A 26,425-nucleotide genomic window follows, 5' to 3' on the forward strand; every position below is an offset into this window, starting at 1 on the left:
TCAATACTCCACCGGCTCCGACGAACGAGCACGTCTATCGAACTGCATCCCGGACAGCGACGCTGGCGTCGGATGAAGTGAAGAGACAGGGGCAGAACGTAGTAGAAGAATTTAACAACACTACAGCCACTCCGTCGAATCAAGAACTATGATTTCGGATTACAGTTGGAGTCGACTTCCGACGAACCTGCTCGCGTTCGTCGTGCTCGCCACGCTGTGGGGTGCGTCGTTCGTCGCCATCGAGGCCGGCGTGAAGGAACTGCCGCCGCTACTGTTCGCGGCGGTGCGGTACGATGCCGCGGGCGCGCTCGTGCTCGCGTGGGCCGCGCTCCGGGGGCGGTGGCGCCCCCGAACGCGCGACGACTGGCTCGCCGTGGGGCTCGTCGGCGCCCTCGTCATCGCCGGCCACCACGCCCTGCTGTACGTCGGCCAGCAGACGGTGCCTGGCGCCGTCGCCGCGGCCATCGTCGCGCTCGCGCCCGTGGTGACGGCGCTGTTCGCCGCCGTGCTGTTGAGCGACGAGCGCCTGCGACCCGCCGGTTACGGCGGCGTGCTCGTCGGCTTCATCGGCGTCGCCGTCGTCACCGCACCGGGGACGGCCGGCGGCGTGCCCGTCGACGGCGTCGCGCTGGTGTTCGCGGGAACGGCGGTGTTCGCGCTCGCCACGGTCCTGCTCCGGCGTCTACGGCCGCGGCTCTCGATGGGAGCGATGCAGGGCTGGGGGATGGTGCTGGGCGCGGGCCTGCTCCACGCGGGCAGTCTCGCCCGCGGCGAGCCACAGACGCTCGCCGCTTCGCCGACCGCACTGGCGGCGCTGGCGTTCCTCGTCGTCGGGCCGGGCGTCGTCGCGTTCCTGCTGTACTTCCGACTGCTCGGGAGCGTGGGTGCGACCCAGACGAGCCTCGTCGGCTACCTCGAACCCGTCGCGGCCGCGGGCCTCTCGTGGGTCGCGTTCGGCTACGTCCCGTCGACGAACGCGGTGGCGGGGTTCCTGCTGGTCGCCGTCGGGTTCGCGCTGGTGAAACACGAGCGGGTGGTCGCGGCGGTTCGCCGGCGGACGCCCTCGCGCGCCTGAACTGACGACGGCACCGTCAGCCGGTGGCGTACACGTCGACCCGTATGCGTCAGCCGGTGGCGTACACGTCGACCCGTATGCGTCAGCCGGTGGCGTACACCTCGACCCGCATGCGTCAGCCGGTGTCGTACACCTCGACCCGTATGCGTCAGCCGGTGTCGTACTTGTAGGTCGCCTCGTCGGGGTCGATGCCGAAGTCCTCGGGCGCCTCCTCGTCGGGGGTCTCGTCGACGACCTCCTCGTGGGCGTCCTTGAACCGCTTGCGAAGGCGGTCGGGCATGTGGAACCGCTCGGGGTCGACCACCATCGGGATGACGTCGCCGTCGTGGCCCGCCCGCTTCGCCTCGAGACGCTCCTGCAGGCGCTCGTCGAGGTCGCCCGCGTCGATTGCCCGGAACCCCAACTGCGCGAGATACTCCGGTTCGGGCGCGAGCGCGAACACCTCGTCGAACTCCGCGATGTCGGCGTTGCGGAGCAGTCGCTCGACGACGTGGGCGGCGACGCCCTGTCCCCGCCAGCTTTCGAGCACGCCGAGGCTCGTCAGCTCGCAGAGCTCGGGCTCGCCGGTGTGGACGCGGATGCGGCCGAACCCGACCTTCGTGCCCGACTCGTCGTCGACGGCGATGACGTAGTCGCGCGAGCGGAACGCCGTCTCGTCCAGCCCCATCGCCTCGATGTGGTCCAGGAGCCAGGCCTCGTCACGATTGCGCGCGTCCCGGACGTACATACCAGGGGGTACGGACCCACCGCTGAAAACTCCTCGTGCGACGCATGGCCGACGAAAACAGTAAATTCGTTTCTAGTTTCGTTCAGTCAGAAAGGTTCTTTGTGCGAGGTTCGGACTACTCGCGTATGGCTACCGAGTCACTGGAGGACATCGACCGGGTCGTCCACGAACCGAGCGAGGAGTTCGTCGAGTCGACGAACGTCTGGGAGTTCATGCAGGCGTACGACATCGACGACTACGACGAACTCGTCGAGCGGACGACGACCGACATCGAGGGGGTCGACGCGAGCGGCGTCGACTGGTTCTGGGACGAACTCGTCGACTATCTGGGGGTGGAGTTCTACGAGGAGTACGACAGCATCCGGGACGACTCCCGTGGCCCGCAGTTCGACGAGTGGTACGAGGGCGGTGAAATCAATCTCGCGCACAACGTCGTCGACCGTCACGCCGCCGTCGACAACGAGACCCGAAACAAAGTCGCCACCATCTGGGAGGGCGAGGACGGCGAGGTCAGGGAGGTCACCTACCACGAACTCCACCGGCAGGCGAATCAGGTCGCCAACTACCTCGAATCGAAGGGCGTCGAGACGGGCGATACGGTCGGCCTCTACATGCCGATGGTGCCCGAGGTGGTGTCCATCCTCTACGGCTGTTTCAAGGTCGGGGCCATCGCCGTCCCCATCTTCTCCGGGTTCGGCGTCGACGCCACCGCCACCCGCATCGAGGACCCCGAGTGTTCGGTCCTCTTTACCGGCGACGGGTTCCTCCGGCGCGGGAGCGAGGTGACCCTGAAGGGGACGGCCGACGAGGCCATCGAGCAGGCCGACACCGACGTGACCGACGTCGTCGTCTACTCGCGGCTCGGCGCGGACATCCCCTGGACCGACGAGCGCGACCAGTGGTGGGCCGACGCCGTCGAACCGCAGGACGACGACTACGAGACGAAGCACCTCGACAGCGGCCAGGAGTCGATGCTGCTGTACTCCTCGGGGACGACCGGGAAGCCGAAGGGCATCGTCCACACCCACGCGGGCGTCCAGATGCAGTGTGCCAAGGAACTCCACTTCGGGTTCGACCTGAAGCCGAGCGACCGGTTCTTCTGGGTCTCGGACATCGGCTGGATGATGGGGCCGTGGACGCTCATCGGCACCCACACGTTCGGCGGCACCGTGTTCATGTACGAGGGCGCGCCCGACCACCCGAACCCGGACCGGTTCTGGGAGATGATAGACCGCCACAAACTGACCCAGTTCGGTATCTCCCCCACCGCTATCCGCGCGCTCCGCAAGCAGGGCGACGAGTGGCTGGAGGACCACGACCTCTCCTCGCTGCGACTGCTCGGCTCCACGGGCGAACCGTGGGACCCCGAATCCTGGATGTGGTTCTACGAGAACGTCGGCGGCGGCGACACCCCCATCATCAACATCTCCGGCGGCACCGAAATCTGCGGCTGTTTCCTGATGCCGATGCCCATCAACGACCTGAAACCCTGCACGCTGGGCGGCCCGGGGCTTGGCATGGACATCGACATCGTGAACTCGCAGGGTGAGTCCATCGCGGACACCCACGAGCGCGGCTTCCTCGTCGCGCGCGACTCCTGCCCGTCGATGACCAAGAGCCTCTGGTCGGGCGACGAGCGCTACCTCGCGGAGTACTGGTCCTCCTTCGAGGACATGTGGGACCACGGCGACTGGGCCCAGAAGGACGAGGACGGGTTCTGGTTCCTCCACGGGCGGGCGGACGACGCGCTGAACGTCGCCGGCCGGAAGGTCGGCCCCGCCGAAGTCGAGGGCGCGGCGATGGAACACGACGCCGTCAACCAGGCCGCCGCGGTCGGCGTCCCCGACGACACCACGGGGACGGCGGTCGTGCTGTACGTCATCGTCAAGGACGGCGTCGAGGAGACCGACGACCTGCGCGAGGAAGTCCGCGAGATGGTCGGCGAGGAACTCGGCAAGCCGTTCCGCCCGCGGGAGGTGCTGTTCGTCGACGAGTTCCCCAAGACGCAGTCGGGGAAGATAATCCGCCGGGCGGTCCAGGCCACCTACACCGGCGAGGACCTCGGGGACATGTCCTCCATCGAGAACCCCGGGGCGCTGGAGGACCTCGAGGACGCGCGCTGACGGCTACTCCGCCGTCCCGGGTGCGGTCCACCCGGCGGCCGCGACGGCCGCCGCGCCGCCGAGACCGACGACGCCGACGGCGAGGAACACGGGCGCGTAGGTGCCGAGTCGCTGAAACCCGAGGCTCGCCAGCGGCGGCGCCAGCAGACCGGCGACGGCGAACGCGACCGAGGCGACGCCGTACAGCGTCCCGATGTCGCCCGTTCCGAACAGGTCGGCGACCAGCGGCGACAGCAGGGCGCCGTTGCCGCCGTAGCCGACGCCGAACACGACGGCGAGCGCGACCAGCGCGTACGGCCCCCGCACCAGCGGGAGCGCGAGCAGGGTCAGCCCCATCAGCGCCGAGCAGGCGACGAAGATGCGGACGCGGCCCATCCGGTCGGAGACGGCGCCGATACCGAGTCGGGCGCCGGTCGTCGCTACCCCGACCGCGCTGATGGCGGTGACGCCGGCCCACCGGACGCCGAGTTCCGCGGCGTAGGGAACGAGGTGGTTCACCAGCACGTACAGCGTCGCGTACACGCCGACCCAGCCGAGGACGACGAACAGGAACGGCACCGAGAGGACGGTATCGCGGACGGCGCCGCCGCCGTCGTCCGTCTCGGGTTCGGTGAACTCCACGGAGCGGTCCGCCCCCACGTCGGCGGGCCGGTCGGCCAGAAGGAGGACGGCGACGGCAAGCACCACGGCGAGACCGACGGCGAGTGCGTCGTACGCGGTCCGCCACCCCACCGTCGAGACGAGCCACGACGACGTGGGAGCGACGACGAGCAGGCCCGCGCCCAGTCCCGCGGCGGCGATGCCGTTGGCGAGGCCGCGGCGCCGCTGGAACCACGTCGGCACCGTCGCGTACGCGACGACGTAACAGCAACTCATCCCGAGACCGGTGACGACGCCGTACGTCGCCACGAGCGTCCAGTAGTCGCCGCTGCGGGCCGCGCCGGCCAGCCCCGCCGCCAGAAACACGGCCCCGACCGCCAGCAGGCGGCGCGGCCCCACCCGGTCGAGGGCGCGCCCGAGCACCGCGCCGCCGACGTAGATGACGAACGTCTGGACGCCGAACACGACGGAGACGCGGGCCGGCGAGACCCGGAACGTCGACCGGAGCGCGTCGAAGAATATCGAGAACGAGTACGTCATCCCGAACAGCGACCCGGCCGCTAAGAAGCACGCGGCGGCGACGAACCAGCCGTAGTAGACGTCGAGGGTAGCGAGGCGGGAACGCACGTTCGGAGGTGACCCACCGGGGACAAAACTCGTTCGCCACCGGAAGCCGGCTACAGCACCTCCGCCGGGTCGACCGCTCGCGGCTCCGGCCCCTCGCCGACCGCCACGTCACCCCGGCTCTCGTCGTCGGGCACGACGACCGTTCCGCCGGCGAGAAGCGGCGCGACCAGTCCGCCCGCGACGACACCCGGGTCGGCGAGCGGCGCGCGGACGACCACCTCGCTGTCGCCGCCGAGGCCGTACCGGTCGACCACCTCGCGAGCGGCGTCGAGCACGTCGCCGTGGCGGTGTGTCCGGTCGTCGACACGGAGGAGCGACTCGTCGGGCGCCACGCGGTCAGGTGGCGCCGTCGGGTTCTCGCTCCACACGTCCCGCTCGAAGTACGCGACCGCCGGGTCCGGGTGCTGTTCGCCGTACGCCACCTGCCGGGTGCCCGGGCCAGCGCCGTAGCCGTCGAGCGCGTCGGCGGGCGCGACCAGCGCCGTCGTCCCCTCGTCGACGCCGTCGAACGAGACGATAGCCCCGAGCAGGCCAGCCCCCCACAGCGACAGTATCGCCGGGGGCGCGAGGTCGGGCGCGACGGTCACGCCCATCCCGCCGCGGACCCCCTCGTTGCGGAGGAAGTTGCCGGCCTTCCAGGCCGTCGTGGCGAACCGCCGGTAGTCCATCCGCCGGCCGGTCGGGTCGTGCCGGAGGGCGGGCGCATCGCCCAGCGCGTCACGTCGCTCCCGGGCGAGCACGTCGCCGAGTACGTCCATCGACCGACAGTCGGGGCGGCGGGGGCATCAATCGTGCGCCTGCGGGAAGGTCGCCGACGTCCGCGAAGCGATGGCGGCCCGGCGAGCGGGTCAGAAGGAGTTCTTTATTTTCTCGAAGAACCCCTGCTCGACGTCTATCTCCTCGCCGCCGGCCTCCGCGAACGCCTCCAGCGCCTCGTGCTGTTCCTCGTTGAGGTCGCTGGGAGTGACAATCTGCACCTGCACGTAGAGGTCGCCGTGGCCCCGGCGGCGGAGCCGTGGCATCCCCTTGCCCTGCAGGCGGAGCACCTCGCCCGACTGTGTGCCCGCGTCGAGGTCCATCTCGACGCTCCCGTCGAGCGTCGGCACCTCGACCGTCGCGCCGAACACCGCCTGCGGGAACGACACCGCTTTCGTGAACCGCAGGTCGTCGCCGTCGCGGTCGAACTGGTCGTGCTCCTCGACGCGGACTTCGATGAGCAGGTCGCCGTTGCGGCCGCCAGACTCGCCGGGCGCGCCTTCGCCCTCCATCCGGAGGCTCTGGCCGTCCTGGATGCCCGGCGGGATGTCGACCTGCAGGGTCGCCTCGTTGCGGACCTTCCCCTCGCCGCCGCAGGTGGAGCAGGTCTCCGAGTACAGCGTCCCCTCGCCCTCACAGCGGCGGCAGGTCTGCGTCTGCTGGACGCGACCGAGCGGCGTCTGCTGGACGCGGGTGGTCTGGCCCTGGCCGTTACACTCCGGACAGGTTTCGGCGTCCGCGTCCGGCGGATGGCCCGCGCCGTCGCAGTCCGGGCACGTCTCCGGCCGGGTGACGGTGAGGTTGCGCGTCAGCCCCTCGTACGCCTCCTCGAGCGACACCGACAGCCGGGTCTTGAGGTCCTGGCCCTGCCGGGGGGCGTCGCGGCCGCCGCCCCCGCCGCCGAAGAACTGCTCGAAGATGTCGTTCATCCCACCCATGTCGCCGAAGGGGTTGCCCTGGCCGCGGCCGCCCATGCCACCCATGCCGCCGGCGCCGCCACCACCCGTGGCGCCGCGTTTCTCGGCCTGCTCGAACCGTTCGTGACCCATCTGGTCGTACATCCGGCGCTTCTCGTCGTCCAGAAGCACCTCTTTGGCCTTCTTCGCCTTCTTGAACTTCTCCTCGGCGTCCGGGTCGTCCGAGACGTCGGGGTGGTACTCGCGGGCCTTCTCTCGGTACGCCTGCTGTATCTCCTCCTCGGAGGCGTCCCGCGACACCCCCAGCACCTCGTAGAAATCCTCGCTCATTCGTTGTAGGCCCTAATCCGCTGAACCACTTGAAAAGAACGGGTCGTGCCAGCGAGGACGGATTCGGCTCACTCGCGCGGCCGGTCGGGGTGGACGAGGTGGTACAGCGGCTCCGCGTCCAGCGGCTCCGGCGGCCCCGCGACCACCGACTGGAACGCCTCGATGAACGCGTGGTCGGCCGCCGCCATCTCCGCGTCGTACACCTCCTTCACGCGCTCTGTGTCCTCGGCCTCGATGTACGTGAGGATGTAGTCGGTTCCCTCGTGGCTCCAGACGAACGCCGACTCCGTGTGGACCCCCTCGCGGTCGATGATGTCCATGGCGGCCTCGTCGTCGATGCCCCTGAGGTCCCGAAGAAGGGCGCGAGCGCGGTCAGTCTCACCCTCGACGATGGGCTGTCTGGTCAGTATCGTCTCCATACCGACCCGGCGGTGCGCAGGGTGAAAGGCGCTCGGTCGCCCGCCAGCTTTCGGGAGTCGACGCCGGATGCAAAGTGGGTGACGGCCGTAGCTCCGTGTCCATCTATCAGACGCGCTACCAAATCCGGTTTCAGCGAACGCCCAAGTAGATGTGCCACCATCCCCCATGCATGGCAACCGACGCCGACGCCATGGTTCCCGTAGCGTCGTTCGAGGACCTGCGGGACGCGGGCCGGACCGTCGTCTCCGAGAACGGGCAGGCCATCGCGCTGTTCCATCACGAGGGCGAGGTGTACGCGGTCGACAACCGCTGTCCGCACATGGGGTTTCCCCTGACGCGGGGGACCGTCGAGGAGGGCGTACTCACCTGTCACTGGCACCACGCGCGCTTCGAACTCGAGGAGGGTGACACGTTCGACCCGTGGGCCGACGACGTACAGACGTTCCCGACGGAGGTGCGGGACGGCGAGGTGTATCTCGACCCGGACCCGCCGCGTGACGTCCCCGAGAACGTCCACTGGCGCAACCGCCTCGCGGACGGCCTCCACGAGAACCTGAGCCTGGTGATGGCCAAGAGCGTCATCGGTCTCGACGAACACGCTAAAGGGTTCCACACGCCGGTCCAGACGGCCGTCGACTTCGGGACGAAGTACCGCGCCTCCGGGTGGGGCCGCGGGCTGACGACGCTCGGTTGCATGGCGAACCTCTACTCGCAGGTGGGCGGCCGCGACAAGCGGCGCGCGATGTTCCTCGGCGTGCGCGAGGTGGCCGACGACTGCGCGGGCGAACCGCCGCGGTTCCAGCAGTACGCGTTCGACAACCGCGACCTCTCGAAAGCACGGCTGAAGTCGTGGTTCCGCGAGAGCGTCGAGGTGCGCGATGCCGACGGCGCGGAGCGGTGTCTGCTGACCGCGGTCGCGTGTCTCGACCCCGACGACGTCGCCGACATCGTGTTCACGGCGGCGACCGACTCGCTGTATCTCAACTCCGGCCACACCGTCGACTTCATCAACAGGGCGTTCACGACGCTGGACCACGTTGGATGGGAGGGGACGGGCGACGACGAGGACTCCAACGCCGCGAAGGTGCTGGCCTCGACGGTCGAGCAACTCACGGACGCCACGCGCTCGGAAGAGCTATCGTCGTGGCGCAACCCCATCGACGTCGCCGACCTCGTCTTCGACGCCCACGACCGACTGCCCGAACTCGTCGCGGCGGGCGACGGCAAGCAGTGGGACGAACCGGACGGCTTCGTCGAGCAGTTGCTCGTCGACGACCCCGAGGCGATACTGGACGCGCTCACCGGCGCCATCCGCGACGGTGCGACACGGACCGAACTGGCCGACGCCGTCGCACGGGCGGCCACCCGCCGGGTGGCGTACTTCGCCACCAACAACGAGTTCAGCGACTGGAACACGGTGCATCACACGTTCTCGTACGCGAACGCGGTGTACGAGGCGACCCAACGAACCGACGCCGTCGAACTGTACCGGGGCTGTTTCGACGCCGCGATGTCGGTCTACCTCGACCGCTTCCTGAACCAGCCGCGGGCGCCGCTTCCCGACCCGGGCGAGTCGGACCGCGCCCCCGCCGACGTCCGCGAGGAACTGCTCGACTGCTTCGACGAGCAGGGGCAGGTGAACCGCGCGGCCGCGCTCGTCTCGGAGCATTTCGACGCGGGCGGCGACCCCGAGGACCTGAAGCGCGTGCTGGGTCGCGGCCTCCTGCGCGAGGACGCCGGGTTCCACACGCTCCAGAACCTCGAAGGTCACTTCGCGCGCTTTGACAGCGAGGCGCGTCGCGCCTCGGACAGTGCGAGCGGGGAGCAGAGCGACCCGCGAGCGACCGACGACTGGGAGCGGCGACTGGCGCTGATGGCGCCGGCCCGCTACATGGCCGCCCACTTCCCGACCCGGCGCGAGCACGAGGGGACGTTCTCGATAGCGACGCGGCTCCACCGCGGCGAGAAGCTCCACGAGGCGGAGTAGCCCCCCGGATTTTTCTTCGCCACGCGAGTAGCCCCACGCATGCCATCGGTCGACCTCTCCGAGGAGACGGTCGAACGACTCGACGACCTGCGAGTCGACGAACAGAGCTACGACGACGTGGTGAGCGAACTCATCGACATCTACGAGGCGGAGGGGCTGACGCTCAACCGCGGCGGCGACGCGCTGTAGCTACCGGACCACCGTGACGGCCACCGGGCACCGCCGCACCACCTTCTCCGCGGTGCTTCCCAGCAGGACCCGGGAGACGCCCGTCCGCCCGTGACTCCCCATCACCACGTGGTCGACGTCGTGGGCGTCGACGTACTCGACGATGACGCGGTGAGGGTTGCCAACGGCCCGCGCTTGCACCACCTCGACGCCGTGGTCGGCCGCCAGCGCCGCCGCCGCCTCCAGCGTCTCGGTCGCCGTCGCCTTCGCCTCCGCGTACCAGCGTTCGGCGTCGGGCAGGCCACGGCTCTCGGCGGTGTAGACGCCGTGGACCGGGTCGACGACGTAGAGGACGTTGACCTCGGCGTCGGGGTGGCGGGTGACGACCCGCTCCAGCGCGCGCTCGGAGAGTTCGGAGCCGTCGTACGGCACGAGGATGCGCTCACCCATGCGTAGCGGTACCACACGTCGACGGTTAACCGCTCCGGCGAAGAGGTTTGGACCGTTCGCGTGGTAGCCCGGGCATGCTCGACCGCTTGCTCGACGACGATGTCGACCGCTCGGGGAAGTACCTCGCGGAGGTCATCTACGGCGCCAACGACGGCATCGTCACCACGTTCGCCGTCGTCGCGGGCGTCGCGGGCGCGGCACTGTCGCCCTCTATCGTGCTCGTGCTCGGCACGGCGAACCTCTTTGCGGACGGCTTCTCGATGGGGATGAGCAACTACCTCAGCCGTCGCTCGGAGGAGGACTACCAGCGAGCGGCTGGCACCGCTAGCCCAGAGGACGGCAAGGACGCTCGGGCGACGGCCGCGGTGACGTTCCTCGCGTTCGTCGTCGCGGGGTGGGCACCGCTCCTCCCGTACGTGCTCGCGCTGGAGGCGACGTTCCGGCTGTCGGTCGTGGTCACCGGCGTCACGTTCTTCGCCGTCGGCGCGAGTCGCTCGCTGGTCACCGCGCGCCGCTGGTGGACGAACGGCGCCGAGATGTTCGTCGTCGGAATGGCCGCCGCCACCGTCGCGTTCGTCGTCGGCGACCTGCTGAAGGGACTGGCGTGACCGCCACGGTTTTCGGGACGGCCCGGGGACTCCGACCGTGCGCACCTCACCTCGGCGGCTCCTGGTATACGCGGCGCTTGCGGCCGTCTGCTGGGTCGTGCTCAACTGGCTGTACGGCTCACTCGTGCTGGAGCGAGCCCGCTCGTCGCGTAGAAAGCGGGGAGGGCTGAGGCGGCTCTCGCTACCGTCCGGTCAGGAGTTGATGTTCGTCACCGCGAAGTAGAACGTTTCGCGGTTGCCGTCGCCGTACTCGAGGGTGGCGCTGACGAACTCCCCCGAGGGTCTGTCGGCGGCCGGCTCGACGGTCAGCGCGACGTTGCCGCTGTCGTACAGGCCGAACTCCGCCTCGCCGGTCGTCCCGGGGTCGTAGACGGCCGCGGAGTCGAGCGGCCGGAGCGCGTCGTCGACGGGGTAGCCGTCGGGGCTGTCCGCGCTCCCGACCTGGTCGGCCCGGAGCGTCACCTCGGCGCCGCTCCGCTCGACGGAGTCGACGGGGACGTTCGTGTTCAGCGCCCACTGCTCGACGGTCACCGACTGGTCGCCGACGTTCTGGAGCGTGAACGTCAGGCTCTTCGACTCGCTGGTCTGGGTGGAGACGCGCTTCATCCGGCGAGCGTCGCCCTGCTCGTCGTCGCTCCCCGGCTGGGCCGCGGCGTCGGGGTTCGTGGCGATGATGGTGCCCGACGCGCCGACGGCGACGTCGTTGTTCTCGCCGTCCGCGATGGCCATCAGCCCCTGGCCGGTCGGCGTCTCGTCGCGGCCCCAGGCGCCGTCGACACGGTCGAACACCGCGCCGGAGTTGCCCGCCGCGTAGCCGTCGCCGGCGTCGACCTCGATGTCGCGCAGGCCCGGCTCGCCGATGGTGGTCTTCGTCCACTCCGGTTGGCCTTGGGCGTTCGGCGCGTAGCGGTAGACGACGCCGCTTCCGCCGGCGACCCAGACGTCCTCGCGGCCGTTCGAGTCGATGCCGTACAGCGAGACGTTCGTGTCCGCGATGCCGATCTTGTTCCAGCTCGCGCCGTCCGCCGAGTAGAAGGCGTTCGCGTTGCCGTTGACGAGGTGCCCCTTCCGGCCCTCGTAGAAGTCGATGGCTTCGATGGCGTTGCCCTGCCCGACCTGCACGGAGTTCCAGGTGCCGCTGGCGCCGTTCTCGAACGAGTAGTAGACGGTGCCGGAGCCGCCGGCGACGTAGACGTTCGCATCGCCCTCCGGGCCCGTGACGGCCACGTCGTTGAAGTTGCTCGTCGCGTCGTTGGGCGCCGAGTGGTCGTTGAGGTCGCCCGTCTTGACGTCGTACTCGCCGATGGCGCCCGACGCGCCGACGAACCAGAGCCGCTGGCCGTCGTCGGTGACGTCCGCCCCGTACAGCCCGTTGCCGTTGCTCGTCGGGCCGTCGTTCACGACCGTCTTCCAGCCGCGGGCCGTCCGCTCGACGACCGTGCCGCCGCCGCCGACCACGAAGTCGTTGCGTGCGGTCTTCGCGACGTCGAACAGCGTCACGTCGACCGGACTCTTCACCGACTGCCACGGCGCAGACTCGGCCGACACCGTGCCGGTGCCGAGCCCCGCCGCCGCGATGGTTGCACCGCTCAACTCCAAGAACCGTCGCCTCGTAGCGTCGATGGCTCGTCGCATACTACATTTCGGGCGTGTTTCTGAGTATATTTAATTTCTTTTCTAGCGAAATTATCAGGTCCGTCGGGGGCCCGAACCCGGTAGGGGAAGCGACTGCTGGCGCTCGACGCCGCATCGACGCGAAGAACAGCGACGCGGGTCACCACCCGCGAGTCTCACGCGCCCGCGGACGGGGCGCTCAGGAGGACTCCTCGTCCTCGGTGTCGTCGTCGACGTCCTCGAAGTCGGCGTCGACGTACTCCTCGTCGTCGCCCTCGGGGCCGGCGCCACCCATGTCGCCGGGACCGGCACCGCCCATGCCACCCATGCCGGCGCCGCCGGCGGCCTGCTGTTGGGCCTGCTCCTGGTACATCTGCTTGCCGATCTCCTGGAGTTCCTCGGTGAGCGCCTGCGTGGCGTCCTGCAGATCCTCGGTGCTCGCGTCCTCGTCCTCGAGCGTCTCCTCGACGTCCTCCATCGCCGATTCGATGTCGCGCCGGAGGTCCTCGGAGACGTTCTCCTCGTTCTCCTCGAGCAGGGAGTCGGCGCGCTGGAGCGCGCTCTCGGCCTCGTTGCGGGCCTCGATGCGCTCGCGGCGCTTCTCGTCCTCCTCGGCGTGCTGTTCGGCCTCCTCCTGCATCTGCTCTATCTCCTCGTCGGAGAGGCCGACGCCGCCCTCGATGGTGATGGACTCGGCGTTGCCCGAGCCCTTGTCCTCGGCCTCGACGTTGACGATGCCGTTCTCGTCGATGTTGAAGCCGACCTCGATCTGCGGGGTGCCGGCGGGCGCCGGCGGGATGCCGGTCAACTGGAACTCGCCGAGCAGTTCGTTCTCCTCGGCGATTTCGCGTTCGCCCTGGAACACGCGGACCTGCACCTGCGTCTGGTTGTCCGCCGCGGTCGTGAATATCTTCGACTCCTCGGTCGGGATGGTGGTGTTCTTCTCGATGAGCCGCTCGAACAGGCCACCCTTGACCTCGATACCCAGCGACAGCGGCGTCACGTCCAGCAGGACGATGTCGTCGACGTCGCCCGAGAGGACGCCACCCTGGATGGCCGCGCCGAGCGCGACGGCCTCGTCGGGGTTGACGTTCTTCTTCGGCTCCTTGCCGGTCATCTCCTCGACCTTCTCCTGGACCTGTGGCATCCGGGTGGAGCCGCCGACGAGGATGACCTCGTCGATGTCGCTCTTGTCGTAGCCGGCGTCGGACAGCGCCTGCTCCGTCGGGCCGACCGTCCGCTCCAGCAGGTCGCCCGTCAGCGACTCGAACTTCGCGCGCGTGATGGTCCCTTCGAGGTCCTTCGGGCCGTCGTCGTCGGCCGCGATGAACGGCAGGGTGACGGTCGTCTCCTTGCGGCTCGACAGCTCTATCTTCGCCTCCTCGGCGGCCTCGGTCAGCCGCTGGAGCGCCTGCCGGTCCTCCCGGAGGTCGATGCCGTGCTCGCTCTCGAACTCGTCGGCCAGATAATCGATGATGGCCTCGTCCCAGTCGTCGCCCCCGAGGTCGTTGTCGCCGTTCGTGGCGACGACCTCGTAGACGCCCCCGCCGAGGTCGAGGATCGAGACGTCGAACGTCCCGCCGCCGAGGTCGTACACGAGCACCGTCTGGTCGGACTCGTCGTCGAGGCCGTACGCCATCGACGCCGCCGTCGGCTCGTTGACGATGCGCTCGACGTCGAAGCCGGCGACCTCGCCGGCGTCCTTCGTCGCCTGCCGCTGGCGGTCGTTGAAGTACGCCGGCACCGTGATGACGGCCTTCTCGACGTCGTCGCCGAGATACTCCTCCGCGTCCCGTTTGATCTTCTGGAGGATCATCGCCGATATCTGCTCGGGCGTGTACTCGTCGTCGTCTATCTCGACGGTGTAGTCCTCCTCCCCCATGTGCCGCTTGATGGACTGAATGGTCCGTTCGGGGTTCTGGACGGCCTGATTCTTCGCCGGCTTCCCGACGAGACGCTCGCCGTCGTCGGTGAACGCGACGACGGAGGGGGTCGTCCGCTCACCTTCGCCGTTGACGATGATCTCGGGGTCGCCACCCTCCATCACCGCGAACGCGGAGTTGGTGGTGCCGAGGTCGATACCGAGAATCTTGTTGCTCGCCATCTTGCCCGTCACTACCGGTCAGAATCGGTTAAAAGTTGCTAGATGGGCCGACACGCACTTCGAACCGCAACGGTGCAGTCCCGTGGTTTTCGCTGTAGGTGAAACGGCGGACCGCTACCCTTAAACAGAACCGCTATTCGCTCCCGTCGGCGACGGTCACCTGCGCGGGCCGGAGCACCTTCCCGGCCATCTCGTAGCCCGCACGGTGGAGGTCCGCGACCGTCCCCTCGGGCTGGTCGCTGTCGACGCGCATCAGCACCTCGTGACGCACCGGGTCGAGGTCCGCGCCGGCGTCCGGTTCGATGGGCTCGACGTTCTCGGCGTCGAGCACGTCGTCGAACCCCCGGAGCGTGGTCTCGACGCCGCTCCGGATGTCGGCGTCCTCGTCCTGGTCGAGCGCGCGCACGAGGTTGTCGCGCACGTCGAGCAGGCGCTCGACGAGGTCCTCGGTCGCGCGCTGGCGTGCCTCCTCGGTCTTCTGCTTCTGGCGCTTCTTGAAGTTCTGGAAGTCGGCCTGCTTGCGTTTGAGTTTCGACTCCAGGTCGTCGCCACGCTCCCGCTCGTCGGCGAGGCTCGTCTCCAGCGCGTCCACCCGTTCGCGCAGGGCGGCTATCTCGCGGGCCGCGTCCTCGGCCGACGCCTCGCGCACGCGGTCGACCAACTCCTCGTCGGGGTCGACGTCCTCGACCGGGTCGTCCGCGGGAGCGGTCTCCCCCGCCGTGGCGTCGTCGCCGGCCGCGGAGTCGGTCGCCGTCTCCGCGCCCTCGTTCTCGCTCATGCACGGAGGGAGGCGCGCGCGCCGTAAAAGCGTATAGAAACGAGGCACGCCCGCGACGGGGGTGCCGCCGGCTATCGAACGGGGCTGTCGGCGAATCGTCCGTCGGCGTCCACCCGTCGGAGCCCACTGATGACCCCCTGTGCGTCGTCGAGCGACGCGCGGAGTCGCTCGGCCGAGTCCGCGCGCCGAACCGCGTTCCGTTCGGCGTCGAACCGGACCAGGTCCGCGTCGGCGAGCTTCGGGATGTGGACGTGGTGCAACGACTGGACCGCGAGGAGTCCCGCGCCGTCGCCGGCCGCGTCGCGCGTCTCGAACGCCGCGAGTTCGCGGCCGAGCGCCTCGACGTCGACCCACTCCGACCGACCTGCGAGACGCCGCAGGACGAACCGCCTGCGGGAGCTACCGAGCAGGTCAAACAGGTCGTCCACCGATACGGGCCGTGTCCGCTCGTCCATCGTCATGCACTCGGACGAGGAACCGGGTTGGTAAAGCGGTTCTCGCGCATCTCTCGAAAGGGTTCGCGAAGAAGGTCCGGGGCCGTGCGAGGGGGTGGTCAGGCCACCCCGTCGTCGAGCGTTTGCCGGGCCGAGGTCGTCAGCGAGACGCGCACCGCCTCGCCGTCCCGTTCGCGAACGACCACGTCGTCGGCCTCGAGCCGCGACAGGTGGTACGAGACGGTGCTGGGTGCGCGGTCGACCGCGTCAGCGAGGTCGGACACGCGGACCGGTTCCCGCTCGGCGACCGCGCGGACGAGTCGGGCCGTCGCGTCGTCGCTGAGCGCGGCCGTCACCGGCGACGGGTCGGCGTCGCCCGGGTAGAGACGCCGCTTGCCGCGACGGGTCTCGGTCCGCACCAGGTCCTCGGCTTCGAGCACGCGGGCGTGGTACCGGACCGTCGAAGGAGCGACGTCCGTCAGTTCGGCGACGCCCGCGAGGTGGACGCCGGGCGTCGCTTCGACGGCCGCGAACACCGTCTCGCGGACGTCGTTGTCGAACGGGTCGAACTCGCCGGCCCATCGGTGGCTCGCCGGGGGCACCAGCACGGTCAGAACCCCGACCGTGACGTCGTCGACGGCGTCGACTGCCGGCACGACGCCGTCCAGCGTCTCCACGACGTCTGCGGGCAGGGTCCCGGCCGCGTCTGCGCTGGCCGCCGTGTCGGTTCGCTCGTCGAGCGCGTCTCCCGCTCCGGCCAGCGCGACAGGAGCGAGCGCCGTCTGCCCGACGAGGAGCGCGACGACGACTACGAGTCGAGTCGGCGTGGACATGGTCCTGAGTGTCGAGTCGTCGAACCGTCGTTCGGCGGGTCGGTCGGGCCGCACGTCCCCGGAGTAGCGTCGTAATCGGCCGGTCGACATAAGTCGAGTTGCGCGTTGCCGACGCGTAGTTACGGCTTGCCCGCGCCCCCTCGGCGTGGTCGCTCGTCACGCGCTGGACCGTGTTGACGGGCCGACTACAGCAGGATGCTCCCGACGGCCAGCGCGAGGAACGCCAGCCCGAGCAGGCGGCCGCGGGTCGCCGTGACGCCCGCGACGCCGCGCCGGCCGGCCAGCGCCGCCAGCACCGAAAGCACCGAGAACACGATACCGTACTGGAGCGACGCACCGGTGACGGACAACGGCTGGAGCGCCATCGTCCGGCAGTCCGTCGCCCGACCGGTTCGTTATCAGCCGGGTACGACGCGTAAGCCGGATGTACCCGGGCGCGTCGACCGAGCACCCTCCCCGACGTACGACCCCGCAACGCGTCTCGGTAAGCGGGCTGTAGCGACCCCACAGCGGGAGGCCGCCGGAGCGACGCGGCGGACTTATACCGCGGCGTGCCCGACGCGGTGGTGTGCCAGCGGTGACGCTCACCTACGACGAGGGGACGATTCGGGTCGACGGCGACCCCGGCGTCCCGCTTCCGGGGGTCGAGGCCGACTCCCGCTCGGCGTCGAAGCGCGCGCCCGCCTACCGCTACGCGGGGGTCCGCGACGCGCTCCACCCCCTCGACGTGAGCGTCGACGACAGCGTGCTCGACTGCCCGGACGTGCCGGCGCTGTCGAGCGACTACGAACTCCGTGCGTACCAGCAGGATGCCCTCGACGCGTGGGACGACAACGGCCAGTGTGGCGTGCTCGAACTGCCGACCGGGAGCGGGAAGACCGTCATCGCCATCGCCGCCATCGAGCGGCTGGCGACAGCGACGCTCGTCGTCGTCCCGACCATCGACCTCCTGGGGCAGTGGCGCGAGGAACTCGAACGCGAGTTCGGCGTCGCCGTCGGGCAGTTGGGCGGCGGCGAACAGCGCGTCGAGCCGCTGACGGTCGCCACCTACGACTCGGCGTACCTCCGGGCGGACGAACTCGGCGACCGGTTCGGACTCGTCGTGTTCGACGAGGTCCACCACCTCGGCGGCGAGGGCTACCGCGACATCGCCCGCCTGCTCGCCGCGCCGGCCCGTCTCGGCCTGACCGCGACGTTCGAGCGCCCGGACGGCGCCCACGAGACCATCGAAGAACTCGTCGGCCCGAAGGTGTACGACCTCGACGCCGACGAGCTGGCGGGCGACCACCTCGCACCCTACGACATCCGGCGCGTCGAGGTGTCGCTCTCGGCCGAGGAGCGCGAGCGCTACGAACAGTATCAGGGCATCTTCACCGACTACCTCGCCTCGTCGAACATCCGGATGACCTCGGGGAGCGACTACCAGGAACTCGTCAAGCGGTCGGGCACCGACCCCGAGGCGCGCGAGGCCCTGCTCGCCAAACAGCGGGCCCGCGAGGTGATGATGAACGCCGACGCGAAGGTGGAGACGCTCGCGGAGTTGCTGGAGCGCCACCGCGGGGACCGGGTCATCGTATTCACCGCCTACACCGACCTCGTCTACCGACTGTCGGAGCGGTTCCTCCTGCCGGCTATCACCCACGAAACGGGCGCGGAGGAGCGCCGCGAGGTGCTGTCGCGGTTCCGCGAGGGCACCTACTCGCGGGTCGTCACCGCGAACGTACTCGACGAGGGTGTGGACGTGCCCGACGCCAACGTCGCCGTCGTGCTGTCGGGGTCGGGAAGCGAACGGGAGTTCACCCAACGGCTCGGGCGCGTCCTCCGACCGAAGACGGACGGCGGCCGCGCCCTGCTGTACGAGGTCGTGACCGAGGAGACCGCCGAGGAGCGCGTCGCGGACCGGAGGCGATAGGATGCTCACGAAGGACCTCCTCCGGGTGTCGCGGGCCGGCGGCGGCTACCACCCCCAGTTCGCCGGCGAGGGGGCGACCGACCTCGCGGCCCGCGTCCTCGGCGTGTATCAGGGTCACGTCGGCGAGTCGCGGGAGACGCTCGACGAGGCGCTGTCCGACCTGGAAGGCGAGTACCCGTTCAAACTCGTCCGCGGGGTCGCCAAACTGCTGGAGCGGGAGGCCACCTTCGAAACGACCACGCCCGTCGACCCACGGCGGGCCCGCACCGCCGCCTTCGAGGCGGCCGAACCCGACGGCGTCGTCACCGACGCGGAGCGCGCGGCGGCGCTGGACCGCGCGGCGGAGCGGCTGGACGCGACGCCCGAGGCCGTGGAGGCGTCGCTGTACGGCGACCTCGAGGCCCGGCAGACGCTGACGGCGTTCGACCCCCGGTGGGAGCCCGAGACGCTCGTCGACCAGTACGACCTCTCGCTGGCCCAGACGGCGCTGTTCGACGCCACCGAGGTCCGGGTGCGCTCCTCGGACCCGAAGGCGCTCGTCTCGGCGGTGAAGCGGCTCCGCCTGCTGTACGAGATACGCGACACCGAGGAGGGGCGCGAGGTGGTCGTCACGGGGCCGGACGCCCTGTTCCGGCGCTCCCGGCGCTACGGCACGCGGTTCGCCCGCCTCCTGCGGACGGTGGCGACCGCCGCCGAGTGGCGGCTGGAGGCGACCATCGACGACCGGGGGACCGACCGCCTCCTGGAGCTTTCGACCGGCGACGTGACGGTGCCGGGGACGGAGCCAGTGGGGGAGATGACGTTCGACTCCGGCGTCGAGGCCGACTTCGCCGCCCGGTTCCAGTCGCTCGATTTAGACTGGACGCTGGTCCGCGAACCGGAGCCGCTGGCGGCGGGTGAACACGTCGTCATCCCGGACTTCGCGTTCGACTACCGGCCCGGTGGCGATGAGGAACGGCCGTTCCGCGTGTTCTTCGAGATAATGGGCTTCTGGACGCCCGAGTACGTCGCCAAGAAGCTCTCGCGGTTCCGCGAGTTGGAGGACGTGGCCTTCCTCGTCGCCGTCGACGAGTCGCTGGGCGTCGGCGAGGAGGTCGAGGAGTTGACTGACGGCGCCATCCCCTACTCGGGGTTGGTCCGCGTGAAGGACGTGGTCGACGCGCTCGACGCCTACGAGTCGGAACTGGTGGCCGAAGCCGCCGATGCGTTGCCCGAGGAACTGACGCCCGACGCCGACGTGGTGACGCTGTCGGCCGTCGCGGCCGACCACGGCGTGAGCGAGCAGGCCATCGAGGGAAAGCAGTTCCCCGACCACGAGCGGGTCGGGCGGACGCTCGTGCGGCCCGCGGTCCTCGAGGACCTGCGCGAGCGCATCGAGGCGGGGATGGAGCTGTCGGCCGCCGAAGCGGTCCTCGAAGAGCGGGGCGTCGACGACGCGAGCGCGGCGCTGTCGGAGCTCGGCTACCGCGTCGAGTGGGAGGGGCTCGGCGGCGGCACTCTGCGGAAGAAGTGAAAGGCGGGGAACGGGGTGGCGGGGCGGGGGCCTGCGACGAGCCTCGCGCGCCCCCAGTTGCGAGGCAGGTGCCAGGACGGCTCGCCGCAGTCGGGCGTAGCGGGGGAGTCCACTTAGACGCCGCGGAGGAACAAAAACGGCTTTCAGTTACTCGACGCGTTCACCACGCGGAGCCCCTCGGGGCCGTTGCGGAGTCGGAACAGCGTCGACTCCCGGTAGCGGACGGTGACGCCGAACGGCTCCGCTCCGGGGTGGGGTACCTGAAAGAACACCTGCACGGGCGCGACAGCCGTCCTCCCGTCGGGACACGCGGTGACCGCTCCCGCCTCGTCGGTCACGCGGAGCGTGTAGTTCGCCAGTCCGGCCTCTTCGATGGTGGCGTTCGTCGGCACGCGGTCGTCCGCGAGCGTCAGGTTCGCCCGCAGGATGAGGAAGCTCCCGCGGGTCGTGTTGTCCACCTGGACGCGGGGCGCGACCGTCGCGGTGCCGACACAGGAGGCGTTGCCCGTCGAGAACCCGGTGACGGCCGGCTCGACCCGTGGGCGCTGGTCGAACGCGCCCGTCCCGCCGAGATACACGCCGGCGCCGACGCCCCCGGCGAGCAACAACAGCGCCGCCGCGACCGTCAACAGGAACGTCCGGTCCATCTCAGAGGTCGCGGCGCCGCCCCTTCGGCATCTGCGAGCGCAGTTCCCCGTGGACGTAGAGCCCGACGCCGATGGGCTCCCGCCCGCCAGCGATGTCGTGGGCGGCTATCAGATACCCCCAGTCGCCGTCCCACTCGGGGAGTTCCTGGTCCTCGCCCGCGAGGAACCGGCTGGCCCGCTCGTACGGGAGGTCGATGACGCAGTCGCTCGCCAGGTCGCCGAACCGCTGGACGGCGTTCGTCGTCGGCTTCCAGTGCTCGCCGCCCGTCCGCAACACAGCCATCCCGAGCCCCTGGATGCGGGCCGGAGTGGGCACCTCGCCGTGGAACGCCCATATCTTCCCGCTCCCCCGCTCCCAGAAGGAGTAGTCGGCCCACGTCTCCCGGGGGATGCCGTACCGGTCGTGCCAGAACGCGACGACCGCCTCCCGCGACGGGCGGTCCTCGACCTCGCGGTCGTCGTTCGTCGCGGGCAGGCGGCCGAACTGGTGGCCGTCGTTCTCCCTCATGTGGCGACCTCCAGTTTCGCACAGAAGAACCCGCCCGTGTCGTTGAGATGCGGGTAGATGCGCTTGGCCCGCTCGACCGCGGGGTCGTACTCCTCGCCGTCCCACCCGGTGACGCCCGGGGCGTGCTCCAGGGGCAACTCGTAGTCGACCACGTCGACGTCGTACTCCGAGAGCGCGAAGTCCAGCACCGCCTCGTTCTCCTCGGGGGCGAACGTGCACGTCGAGTAGACGACCGTCCCGCCGGGGCGGGTGCACTCGATGGCCCGCCCGAGGATGCCGCGCTGGACGCCCGCGACCCCCTCGACGTGGTCCATCGTCCACTCGTCGAGGGCGTCGGGGTTCTTCCGTATCGTCCCCTCACACGAGCAGGGCACGTCGACCAGCGCGCGGTCGAAGCTCTCCCCCCCGAACGGTTTCAGCGAGAAGTTCCGCGCGTCGGACTTCGTCACCGCGACGTTCGTCAGCCCGCACCGCTCGGCGTTCGACCGGAGCGCAGAGATGCGCCCCAGGTTGGAGTCGTTGGCGACCAGCAGGCCCTCGTCCTCCATCAGCGCCGCCAGATGCGTCGTCTTCGACCCCGGCGCCGCACAGGGGTCGAACACCCGGTCGCCGGGGTCGGGGTCACAGACCAGCGCCGGCACCGCCGACACCTCCTCCTGGCCGTAGAGCCAGCCGTGGACGTACGGCCAGGTGTTGCCCGGCTTGGCGTCCGGCACCCGCAGGAGCGTGTCGTTCCACGCGACCGGGTCGTAGTCGACGCCAGCCTCGTCGAGCGCCCGGCGCGCACGCTCGACGGTCGTCTTGAGGGTGTTGACCCGCACGGCCTGCGGGAGCGGCCGCTCGCAGGCCGCCCGGAACGCCGCCGGGTCGTCCACCAGCGGTTCGTAGCGCGCGAGGACGTCCATGCCCGCGTTCGGGCGTCGGCGGGCTTGGGGTTTCGGGTTCGCCACGCACCCGTGACACACGCTTAAGCCACCGGCCCCCGTCACCACGCGCATGGCACACGTCGACGTCCACGCGGAGTTCGACCTCGACTCGCCGACGCTCGTCGAAGGCCTCCCCGGCGCGGGGCTCGTCGGGAAGATAGCCGCCGACCACCTCGTCGAGCAGTTCGAGATGACCCACGTCGCAAGCTGTTTCTGTGAAGGGTTGCCGCCTGTCGCCGTCTACCGGGGGAACAGCTCCGAGACGATGCCCCCCGTCCGCATCTACGCCGACGAGGAGCGGAACCTGCTCGTCCTCCAGAGCGACGTGCCGGTGTCGCCGTCGCAGGCCGACGAGTTCGCCGGCTGTCTCACCGGCTGGTTCGCCGACAACGACGTGTTCCCGCTGTACCTCTCGGGGCTCCCGGAGGAGAAGGACGGCGTTCCCGAGGTGTACGGCATCGCCACCGGCGGGGCGACCGACCGCCTCGACGAGGCCGGCGTCGTCCCGCCCCGCGAGTCGGGCCTCGTCTCCGGCCCGACGGGCGCGCTCATCCACGAGGCGAACGTCTCGGGACTCGCCAGCGTCGGCCTCATCGCGGAGACGGAAGCGCAGTTCCCCGACCCCGAGGCCGCCCGCGCGGTCATCTCGAACGGCATCGAGCCGCTGGCCGGCATCGAGGTGGAGACGGACGCGCTGGTCGACCAGGCCGAGAAGATACAGGAGGCCCGCGAGCGACTCGCCCGGCAGGTTCAGGAGGCCGAGGGCGACGAGTCGACGGAGGCGCGACCCATCCGCGGGTTCCAGTAGCCCCACTTTTTGCACCTCCCTCGCGGCCCTGCGGGCCGCTCGGTCGGGCAAAAACTGGTGGAAAATATGCGCGCGTACTCCTTCCACGCGCCTTCGGCGCGCTCCAGTCCGTGCGCGCTACGGCCCTCCCTCCGGTCGGGCGCGGACGGACTTGCTACTCCCGCCGCCCAGGGTCCTCGGGCGGGTCGCCCGGCACGTCGTCGGGCGGGCCACGCTGGTCGGGCGCGTTCTGCTCGCGGAGCGCGCCGAGGACGCCGCCGTACGACTCGGGGTCGAAATCGAGGTCCTCGGGCGGATGCGCTTCGAGCGCGGCCATGTAGAACAGCACCTGCTCCCAGACGTGCGGCTGTGAGATGATGCTCTTCACCTCGCGCTCGCCCGCCTCGGTCTCCTCGACGGTCCACACCTCCCCGAGGATGTTCGTATCCGGGGTGGCGTGCCGCTCGGCAATCCAGCGGAGCCCCTCCCGCACCTGGTCGAGGCTCCCCGGACCCGACGACCGGCGGTCCTTCGCGAGCGGCACCAGCCCCTTCGCCTCGTAGAGCCCGCTCGACCGGTTTCCGGCCTCGGGTTCCGCGAACGTCGTCGCCAGTTCCGCCCAGTCGGCGTCCATGTGCGACTGGATGCGCGGATGGTCCAGCGGGTTCTCCGGGGCGGGACCGACCGACGGGCGGAAGCCGAGCGGCCACGCCACCTCCGACATCACGAACCCGGCCTTGACCGGGCCGTACGCGCCCACCTCGTCGTCGAACAGTTCCGCGTCGATGGCGGCCGCGAGTTCGTCACGCCGGGCGCGGTACTCCTCGGCTTTCGCATCGTTGCCGAGCGCTTCGGCGGCGTTCACGGCCGCGTCGAGCCCCGTCCAGACGGTCGCCGCGCCCACGATGGTCTGTTTCGGCTGGGGGATGTCGTCCTCCCAGGCGGTACACTGGAGCCCCGTCTGGGGGTCCTTGCACTGGACGAGATAGTCGGCGCCCCGTCGGATGGCCGGCCACACGTCTTCGAGGTAGGATTCGTCGCCCGTGACCGCGTAGTGGTCGTACAGCGTGAACACGCCGTAGCCCGTCTCGTCTATCTCGTAGGGGATGGGGCCGCCGGGGACGCCGTCCGCGTAGTAGTTCATCGCCCAGTTGCCCGGCGGAATCGCCGGGTCGGGATGGGCGTCGGTACTCCCCTGCTGGACCCGCGCGTAGAAGCGGTTGTGGGCTTCGACCCAGTCGTGTTTGCCCAGCGCCGACAGGACGTAGTTGAAGTACGCGCCGTCGCGGGGCCAGTCCTCGCCGTACGGCGACTGCGTGGCGACCGAGGCGACGATGGTCGCCGTCTCCGGGTCGTACGCCTGCACGAGCGTCACCAGCGCCCGGGCCGCCAGCGACCGCACCGCCTCGTCGTCGGTGTCGGGCATCGGCGCGTCGCCGACGTGCTCGTCGAAGAACACCGCCTTCTCCCGGCGCACGTCGGCCGGGTCGCGTTCCCGAACGGAGCCGAGCGTCTCCCCGACGCCGGTGGCGTCCTCGGCGGCCGCGAGTATCACCGTCGCCGTTCCGCCGTCGGGGTCGACTGGCCGCGCGAGCGCGGCGGTCGACTGGCCGACGAAGCGGCCGTTGCCCGACAGCGGCGTGCCGTCGCTGGCGTCGTCGTACGCGTCGACCGTCGGCCCGCCACGGCCCAGCGGCGTGGCGGCCTCCTCGTAGGCGTCGCCGCCGACCTGGTGTTCGGTCGCGTTCCCGGCGAACCCGAGCGCGACCGCCACCGACCCCGGTTCGCCCGTCGAGCGGTCCACGTCCGCACGTTCGTGGACGACGGCGCCGACGGAGTCGTCGTAGCGGGCGATGCTCTGGTTCGTCTCCTCGAGACACCAGTCGGAGACGGGGAACCGCTGTATCTTGCTCACGACCGGGTTGACGTTGGCAACGGCAAGCAGGGTTGCCGTCTCGACGGGCGAGCCGTCGTCCCGCTCGACGGACACGTCGCGGACGAGCGCGTCATCGTCGGCGGCGACTACGTCGCGCACCTCGACCGTGAGGCCGAGGTCCTCGGAGCGGTACCTCGTCAGTATCGTGTCGGAGAAGTCGTCGACGTACGCCTGCGTCGTCTCCCACTCGCGGAGCCACTCGGTGTGGCGCTGGCAGTCGCCGGCCACCCGGAGTCCGAGGAACGACCCCGCGTTGGGGTCCGCGCCGTAGTGGTCGGCCGACCGGTCCGACGCGTAGTACTTCACCTGGTCGTAAAACGAGGGGCGGGGCCACTTGCAGACCGTCACCGTCCCACGGCCGTTCAGCGCGACCGACAGCCCCTGGTTGCCCGTCTGGGCGTTGATGTCCGTCGGCCCGTACAGTTCCTTCCCGTTGTTCTGGTAGTAGCACTGTTCGAGGTCGTCGACCCCCTCCCCCGATGGGACGCCGTCCGGGAGCGTCCCGCGGGCACCCGGCACGAGATGTCGGGGCACCGCGTCCGTCTCGGCGGCGGCCCGCGCCAGCGGATCGCCGGTGTCGTCGGCCGCCAGCGCGCGGGCCGGCAGGAGGCCCGCGCCCGCCCCCACCCCGGCCGCACGCAGCAGCGTGCGTCTGGTCAGTTCCTCGTCGTTCATACGTCTCTGTCCCGTGTAGAGCCGCCTACCTGTTCTGCCGTCTATCTGTAGCCATTCAAAACACGTTCACAGTTCCCGGCACGCGTGTTCCGTGCCCCAACGCATTTTCCCTCGCCTCGCGTACCGTCGAGTAGCTATGTCTCAAGGACAGCAGTTCGACGTGCCGGAGCGGCGTGGGATGCCGATGTTCGGGCTCGGCACCTGGCAGAACGACGACGCCGACCAGTGTACCGAGAGCGTGGCGACGGCGCTCGACGTGGGGTACCGCCACGTCGACACCGCACAGGCGTACGGGAACGAGGACGCAGTCGGCGACGGCATCGCCCGGTCGAGCGTCGACCGCGAGGACGTGTTCCTCGCGTCGAAGGTGTGGATTTCGAACCTCGGGGCCGAGGCCGTCGCCTCGTCGACGACGGAGAGTCTCGAGAAGCTCGGCACCGACTACGCCGACCTGATGTACGTCCACTGGCCGGCCGGCGACTACGACCCCGAGGAGACGCTGTCGGCGCTCGCGGAACTCCAGGAGGAGGGCCACGTCAAACACGTCGGCGTCTCCAACTTCGAGCCGGAGCATCTGGACCGTGCCGCGGAGGTGCTGGGCGAACAGCCGTTCGCCAACCAGGTCGAGATGCACCCCCTGCTCCAGCAGGAGGAACTGCGGGCGTACGCCGACGACCACGACGTGGAACTCGTCGCCTACTCGCCGCTGGCCCGCGGTAAGGTGTTCGATGTCGACGAACTGAACGACATCGCGGAGAAACACGGCGTCAGCGAGGCGCAGGTGAGTCTCGCGTGGCTCCGCGAGAAGGGCATCACGGCGATTCCGAAGGCGACGAGCGAGGAACACATCCGCGACAACTGGGGGAGCCTCGGCGTCGAACTCGACGACGAGGACGTGGCGACCATCGACGCCATCGAGGAGCGCGACCGGCAGGTCGACCCCGACTTCGCGCCCGACGCCTGGGACTGA

At 70.0% G+C, this 26,425-nt stretch carries 25 protein-coding genes; 9 read left to right on the plus strand and 16 right to left on the minus strand.

All coding sequences use genetic code 11. The annotated features are described in order from the left end of the window. The first annotated feature begins 148 nt into the window (after window positions 1–148). Window positions 149–1,075: a DMT family transporter gene (locus NL112_RS00135; RefSeq protein WP_255150589.1), complete on the plus strand. Its 927-nt coding sequence runs from the start codon at window positions 149–151 to the stop codon at window positions 1,073–1,075. Window positions 1,076–1,223: 148 nt separating this feature from the next. On the opposite strand, the gene NL112_RS00140 is transcribed toward NL112_RS00135, so the two are convergent. Further along, on the minus strand, window positions 1,224–1,802 hold the full coding sequence (locus NL112_RS00140; protein ID WP_255150590.1) for a GNAT family N-acetyltransferase: 579 nt from the start codon (window positions 1,800–1,802) through the stop codon (window positions 1,224–1,226). A gap of 125 nt (window positions 1,803–1,927) precedes the next feature. Between NL112_RS00140 and NL112_RS00145 the strand changes: the two genes are divergently transcribed. Further along, window positions 1,928–3,925 (plus strand): AMP-binding protein, encoded by a 1,998-nt coding sequence (locus tag NL112_RS00145; protein ID WP_255150591.1) that lies wholly within the window; start codon window positions 1,928–1,930, stop codon window positions 3,923–3,925. A 3-nt stretch (window positions 3,926–3,928) separates the two neighbouring features. Here NL112_RS00145 and NL112_RS00150 read toward each other — a convergent pair whose 3' ends face one another. The 4 genes from NL112_RS00150 to NL112_RS00165 form a co-directional block, all read right to left on the minus strand. Further along, the gene (locus tag NL112_RS00150; RefSeq protein WP_255150592.1) at window positions 3,929–5,152 is read right to left on the minus strand and encodes an MFS transporter; all 1,224 of its coding nucleotides are present in this window, start codon (window positions 5,150–5,152) and stop codon (window positions 3,929–3,931) included. A gap of 50 nt (window positions 5,153–5,202) precedes the next feature. Next, entirely contained in the window at window positions 5,203–5,910 is a 708-nt protein-coding gene (locus NL112_RS00155; protein ID WP_255150593.1) for a hypothetical protein, read from the minus strand. 90 nt (window positions 5,911–6,000) lie between these two features. Next, window positions 6,001–7,155 carry a molecular chaperone DnaJ gene (gene dnaJ, locus NL112_RS00160; RefSeq protein WP_255150594.1) on the minus strand — a complete coding sequence of 385 codons (1,155 nt, stop codon included), beginning with the start codon at window positions 7,153–7,155 and terminating at the stop codon, window positions 6,001–6,003. Window positions 7,156–7,223: 68 nt separating this feature from the next. Continuing rightward, window positions 7,224–7,574, minus strand: a complete 351-nt coding sequence (locus NL112_RS00165) for a DUF6176 family protein (protein WP_255150595.1) — start codon at window positions 7,572–7,574, stop codon at window positions 7,224–7,226. Between the two features lie 170 nt (window positions 7,575–7,744). Here NL112_RS00165 and NL112_RS00170 point away from each other — a divergent pair, with 170 nt between their 5' ends. Both NL112_RS00170 and NL112_RS00175 read left to right on the plus strand, forming a co-directional pair. After that, on the plus strand, window positions 7,745–9,562 hold the full coding sequence (locus NL112_RS00170) for a Rieske (2Fe-2S) protein (protein ID WP_255150596.1): 1,818 nt from the start codon (window positions 7,745–7,747) through the stop codon (window positions 9,560–9,562). A 39-nt stretch (window positions 9,563–9,601) separates the two neighbouring features. Beyond that, window positions 9,602–9,751, plus strand: coding sequence for a DUF7557 family protein (locus NL112_RS00175; RefSeq protein WP_255150597.1), 150 nt, complete (start codon window positions 9,602–9,604; stop codon window positions 9,749–9,751). Here the strand turns inward: NL112_RS00175 and NL112_RS00180 are convergent, their stop codons facing one another. Beyond that, on the minus strand, window positions 9,752–10,180 hold the full coding sequence (locus NL112_RS00180) for a universal stress protein (RefSeq protein ID WP_255150598.1): 429 nt from the start codon (window positions 10,178–10,180) through the stop codon (window positions 9,752–9,754). It lies immediately after the preceding gene. A 74-nt stretch (window positions 10,181–10,254) separates the two neighbouring features. Here NL112_RS00180 and NL112_RS00185 point away from each other — a divergent pair, with 74 nt between their 5' ends. Then, complete coding sequence (locus NL112_RS00185) at window positions 10,255–10,788, plus strand: VIT1/CCC1 transporter family protein (RefSeq protein WP_255150599.1); 534 nt, start codon at window positions 10,255–10,257, stop codon at window positions 10,786–10,788. 192 nt (window positions 10,789–10,980) lie between these two features. Here the strand turns inward: NL112_RS00185 and NL112_RS00190 are convergent, their stop codons facing one another. The 6 genes from NL112_RS00190 to NL112_RS00215 all read right to left on the minus strand — a co-directional run bounded on the left by NL112_RS00190 (window position 10,981) and on the right by NL112_RS00215 (window position 16,916). After that, the gene (locus tag NL112_RS00190) at window positions 10,981–12,423 is read right to left on the minus strand and encodes a WD40/YVTN/BNR-like repeat-containing protein (RefSeq protein ID WP_255150600.1); all 1,443 of its coding nucleotides are present in this window, start codon (window positions 12,421–12,423) and stop codon (window positions 10,981–10,983) included. A gap of 178 nt (window positions 12,424–12,601) precedes the next feature. Next, window positions 12,602–14,506: a molecular chaperone DnaK gene (gene dnaK, locus NL112_RS00195; protein WP_255150601.1), complete on the minus strand. Its 1,905-nt coding sequence runs from the start codon at window positions 14,504–14,506 to the stop codon at window positions 12,602–12,604. A gap of 133 nt (window positions 14,507–14,639) precedes the next feature. After that, complete coding sequence (locus NL112_RS00200) at window positions 14,640–15,284, minus strand: nucleotide exchange factor GrpE (RefSeq protein WP_255150602.1); 645 nt, start codon at window positions 15,282–15,284, stop codon at window positions 14,640–14,642. 71 nt (window positions 15,285–15,355) lie between these two features. Continuing rightward, a complete protein-coding gene (locus NL112_RS00205) occupies window positions 15,356–15,745 on the minus strand; it encodes a DUF7344 domain-containing protein (RefSeq protein ID WP_255150603.1) in 390 nt (129 codons plus the stop codon). A 92-nt stretch (window positions 15,746–15,837) separates the two neighbouring features. Beyond that, complete coding sequence (locus NL112_RS00210) at window positions 15,838–16,551, minus strand: winged helix-turn-helix transcriptional regulator (protein WP_255150604.1); 714 nt, start codon at window positions 16,549–16,551, stop codon at window positions 15,838–15,840. A 185-nt stretch (window positions 16,552–16,736) separates the two neighbouring features. Continuing rightward, the gene (locus NL112_RS00215) at window positions 16,737–16,916 is read right to left on the minus strand and encodes a hypothetical protein (RefSeq protein WP_255150605.1); all 180 of its coding nucleotides are present in this window, start codon (window positions 16,914–16,916) and stop codon (window positions 16,737–16,739) included. A gap of 203 nt (window positions 16,917–17,119) precedes the next feature. On the opposite strand from NL112_RS00215, the gene NL112_RS00220 reads away from it, so the two are divergent. Further along, entirely contained in the window at window positions 17,120–18,463 is a 1,344-nt protein-coding gene (locus NL112_RS00220) for a DEAD/DEAH box helicase family protein (RefSeq protein ID WP_255150606.1), read from the plus strand. Between the two features lies 1 nt (window position 18,464). Further along, window positions 18,465–19,976: a DUF790 family protein gene (locus tag NL112_RS00225; RefSeq protein WP_255150607.1), complete on the plus strand. Its 1,512-nt coding sequence runs from the start codon at window positions 18,465–18,467 to the stop codon at window positions 19,974–19,976. A 143-nt stretch (window positions 19,977–20,119) separates the two neighbouring features. Here the strand turns inward: NL112_RS00225 and NL112_RS00230 are convergent, their stop codons facing one another. The 3 genes from NL112_RS00230 to NL112_RS00240 are packed head-to-tail and all read right to left on the minus strand — an operon-like array spanning window position 20,120 to window position 22,036. Continuing rightward, entirely contained in the window at window positions 20,120–20,623 is a 504-nt protein-coding gene (locus NL112_RS00230) for a hypothetical protein (protein ID WP_255150608.1), read from the minus strand. Between the two features lies 1 nt (window position 20,624). After that, window positions 20,625–21,131: a DUF7122 family protein gene (locus NL112_RS00235; RefSeq protein WP_255150609.1), complete on the minus strand. Its 507-nt coding sequence runs from the start codon at window positions 21,129–21,131 to the stop codon at window positions 20,625–20,627. Then, entirely contained in the window at window positions 21,128–22,036 is a 909-nt protein-coding gene (locus NL112_RS00240) for an RsmB/NOP family class I SAM-dependent RNA methyltransferase (protein ID WP_255150610.1), read from the minus strand. Before NL112_RS00240 ends, NL112_RS00235 begins: the two co-directional genes overlap by 4 nt. Before the next feature lie 91 nt (window positions 22,037–22,127). Between NL112_RS00240 and NL112_RS00245 the strand changes: the two genes are divergently transcribed. Next, on the plus strand, window positions 22,128–22,865 hold the full coding sequence (locus NL112_RS00245) for a proteasome assembly chaperone family protein (protein WP_255150611.1): 738 nt from the start codon (window positions 22,128–22,130) through the stop codon (window positions 22,863–22,865). A 154-nt stretch (window positions 22,866–23,019) separates the two neighbouring features. Here the strand turns inward: NL112_RS00245 and NL112_RS00250 are convergent, their stop codons facing one another. Continuing rightward, window positions 23,020–25,455 (minus strand): alpha-L-rhamnosidase-related protein, encoded by a 2,436-nt coding sequence (locus NL112_RS00250; RefSeq protein WP_255150612.1) that lies wholly within the window; start codon window positions 25,453–25,455, stop codon window positions 23,020–23,022. A gap of 136 nt (window positions 25,456–25,591) precedes the next feature. On the opposite strand from NL112_RS00250, the gene NL112_RS00255 reads away from it, so the two are divergent. Next, complete coding sequence (locus NL112_RS00255; protein WP_255150613.1) at window positions 25,592–26,425, plus strand: aldo/keto reductase; 834 nt, start codon at window positions 25,592–25,594, stop codon at window positions 26,423–26,425.

This window comes from Halorarius halobius (assembly GCF_024298865.1).
GTDB lineage: Archaea > Halobacteriota > Halobacteria > Halobacteriales > Haloarculaceae > Halorarius > Halorarius halobius.

Bases quoted from the DNA above. Each gene is read 5' to 3' on its own strand.
- NL112_RS00135 (WP_255150589.1), top strand. From the start codon at position 149: ATGATTTCGGATTACAGTTGGAGTCGACTTCCGACGAACCTGCTCGCG.
- NL112_RS00140 (WP_255150590.1), bottom strand. From the start codon at position 1,802: ATGTACGTCCGGGACGCGCGCAATCGTGACGAGGCCTGGCTCCTGGAC.
- NL112_RS00145 (WP_255150591.1), top strand. From the start codon at position 1,928: ATGGCTACCGAGTCACTGGAGGACATCGACCGGGTCGTCCACGAACCG.
- NL112_RS00155 (WP_255150593.1), bottom strand. From the start codon at position 5,910: ATGGACGTACTCGGCGACGTGCTCGCCCGGGAGCGACGTGACGCGCTG.
- dnaJ (WP_255150594.1), bottom strand. From the start codon at position 7,155: ATGAGCGAGGATTTCTACGAGGTGCTGGGGGTGTCGCGGGACGCCTCC.
- NL112_RS00165 (WP_255150595.1), bottom strand. From the start codon at position 7,574: ATGGAGACGATACTGACCAGACAGCCCATCGTCGAGGGTGAGACTGAC.
- NL112_RS00170 (WP_255150596.1), top strand. From the start codon at position 7,745: ATGGCAACCGACGCCGACGCCATGGTTCCCGTAGCGTCGTTCGAGGAC.
- NL112_RS00175 (WP_255150597.1), top strand. From the start codon at position 9,602: ATGCCATCGGTCGACCTCTCCGAGGAGACGGTCGAACGACTCGACGAC.
- NL112_RS00180 (WP_255150598.1), bottom strand. From the start codon at position 10,180: ATGGGTGAGCGCATCCTCGTGCCGTACGACGGCTCCGAACTCTCCGAG.
- NL112_RS00185 (WP_255150599.1), top strand. From the start codon at position 10,255: ATGCTCGACCGCTTGCTCGACGACGATGTCGACCGCTCGGGGAAGTAC.
- NL112_RS00190 (WP_255150600.1), bottom strand. From the start codon at position 12,423: ATGCGACGAGCCATCGACGCTACGAGGCGACGGTTCTTGGAGTTGAGC.
- dnaK (WP_255150601.1), bottom strand. From the start codon at position 14,506: ATGGCGAGCAACAAGATTCTCGGTATCGACCTCGGCACCACCAACTCC.
- NL112_RS00200 (WP_255150602.1), bottom strand. From the start codon at position 15,284: ATGAGCGAGAACGAGGGCGCGGAGACGGCGACCGACTCCGCGGCCGGC.
- NL112_RS00205 (WP_255150603.1), bottom strand. From the start codon at position 15,745: ATGACGATGGACGAGCGGACACGGCCCGTATCGGTGGACGACCTGTTT.
- NL112_RS00210 (WP_255150604.1), bottom strand. From the start codon at position 16,551: ATGTCCACGCCGACTCGACTCGTAGTCGTCGTCGCGCTCCTCGTCGGG.
- NL112_RS00215 (WP_255150605.1), bottom strand. From the start codon at position 16,916: ATGGCGCTCCAGCCGTTGTCCGTCACCGGTGCGTCGCTCCAGTACGGT.
- NL112_RS00225 (WP_255150607.1), top strand. From the start codon at position 18,465: ATGCTCACGAAGGACCTCCTCCGGGTGTCGCGGGCCGGCGGCGGCTAC.
- NL112_RS00230 (WP_255150608.1), bottom strand. From the start codon at position 20,623: ATGGACCGGACGTTCCTGTTGACGGTCGCGGCGGCGCTGTTGTTGCTC.
- NL112_RS00235 (WP_255150609.1), bottom strand. From the start codon at position 21,131: ATGAGGGAGAACGACGGCCACCAGTTCGGCCGCCTGCCCGCGACGAAC.
- NL112_RS00240 (WP_255150610.1), bottom strand. From the start codon at position 22,036: ATGGACGTCCTCGCGCGCTACGAACCGCTGGTGGACGACCCGGCGGCG.
- NL112_RS00245 (WP_255150611.1), top strand. From the start codon at position 22,128: ATGGCACACGTCGACGTCCACGCGGAGTTCGACCTCGACTCGCCGACG.
- NL112_RS00250 (WP_255150612.1), bottom strand. From the start codon at position 25,455: ATGAACGACGAGGAACTGACCAGACGCACGCTGCTGCGTGCGGCCGGG.
- NL112_RS00255 (WP_255150613.1), top strand. From the start codon at position 25,592: ATGTCTCAAGGACAGCAGTTCGACGTGCCGGAGCGGCGTGGGATGCCG.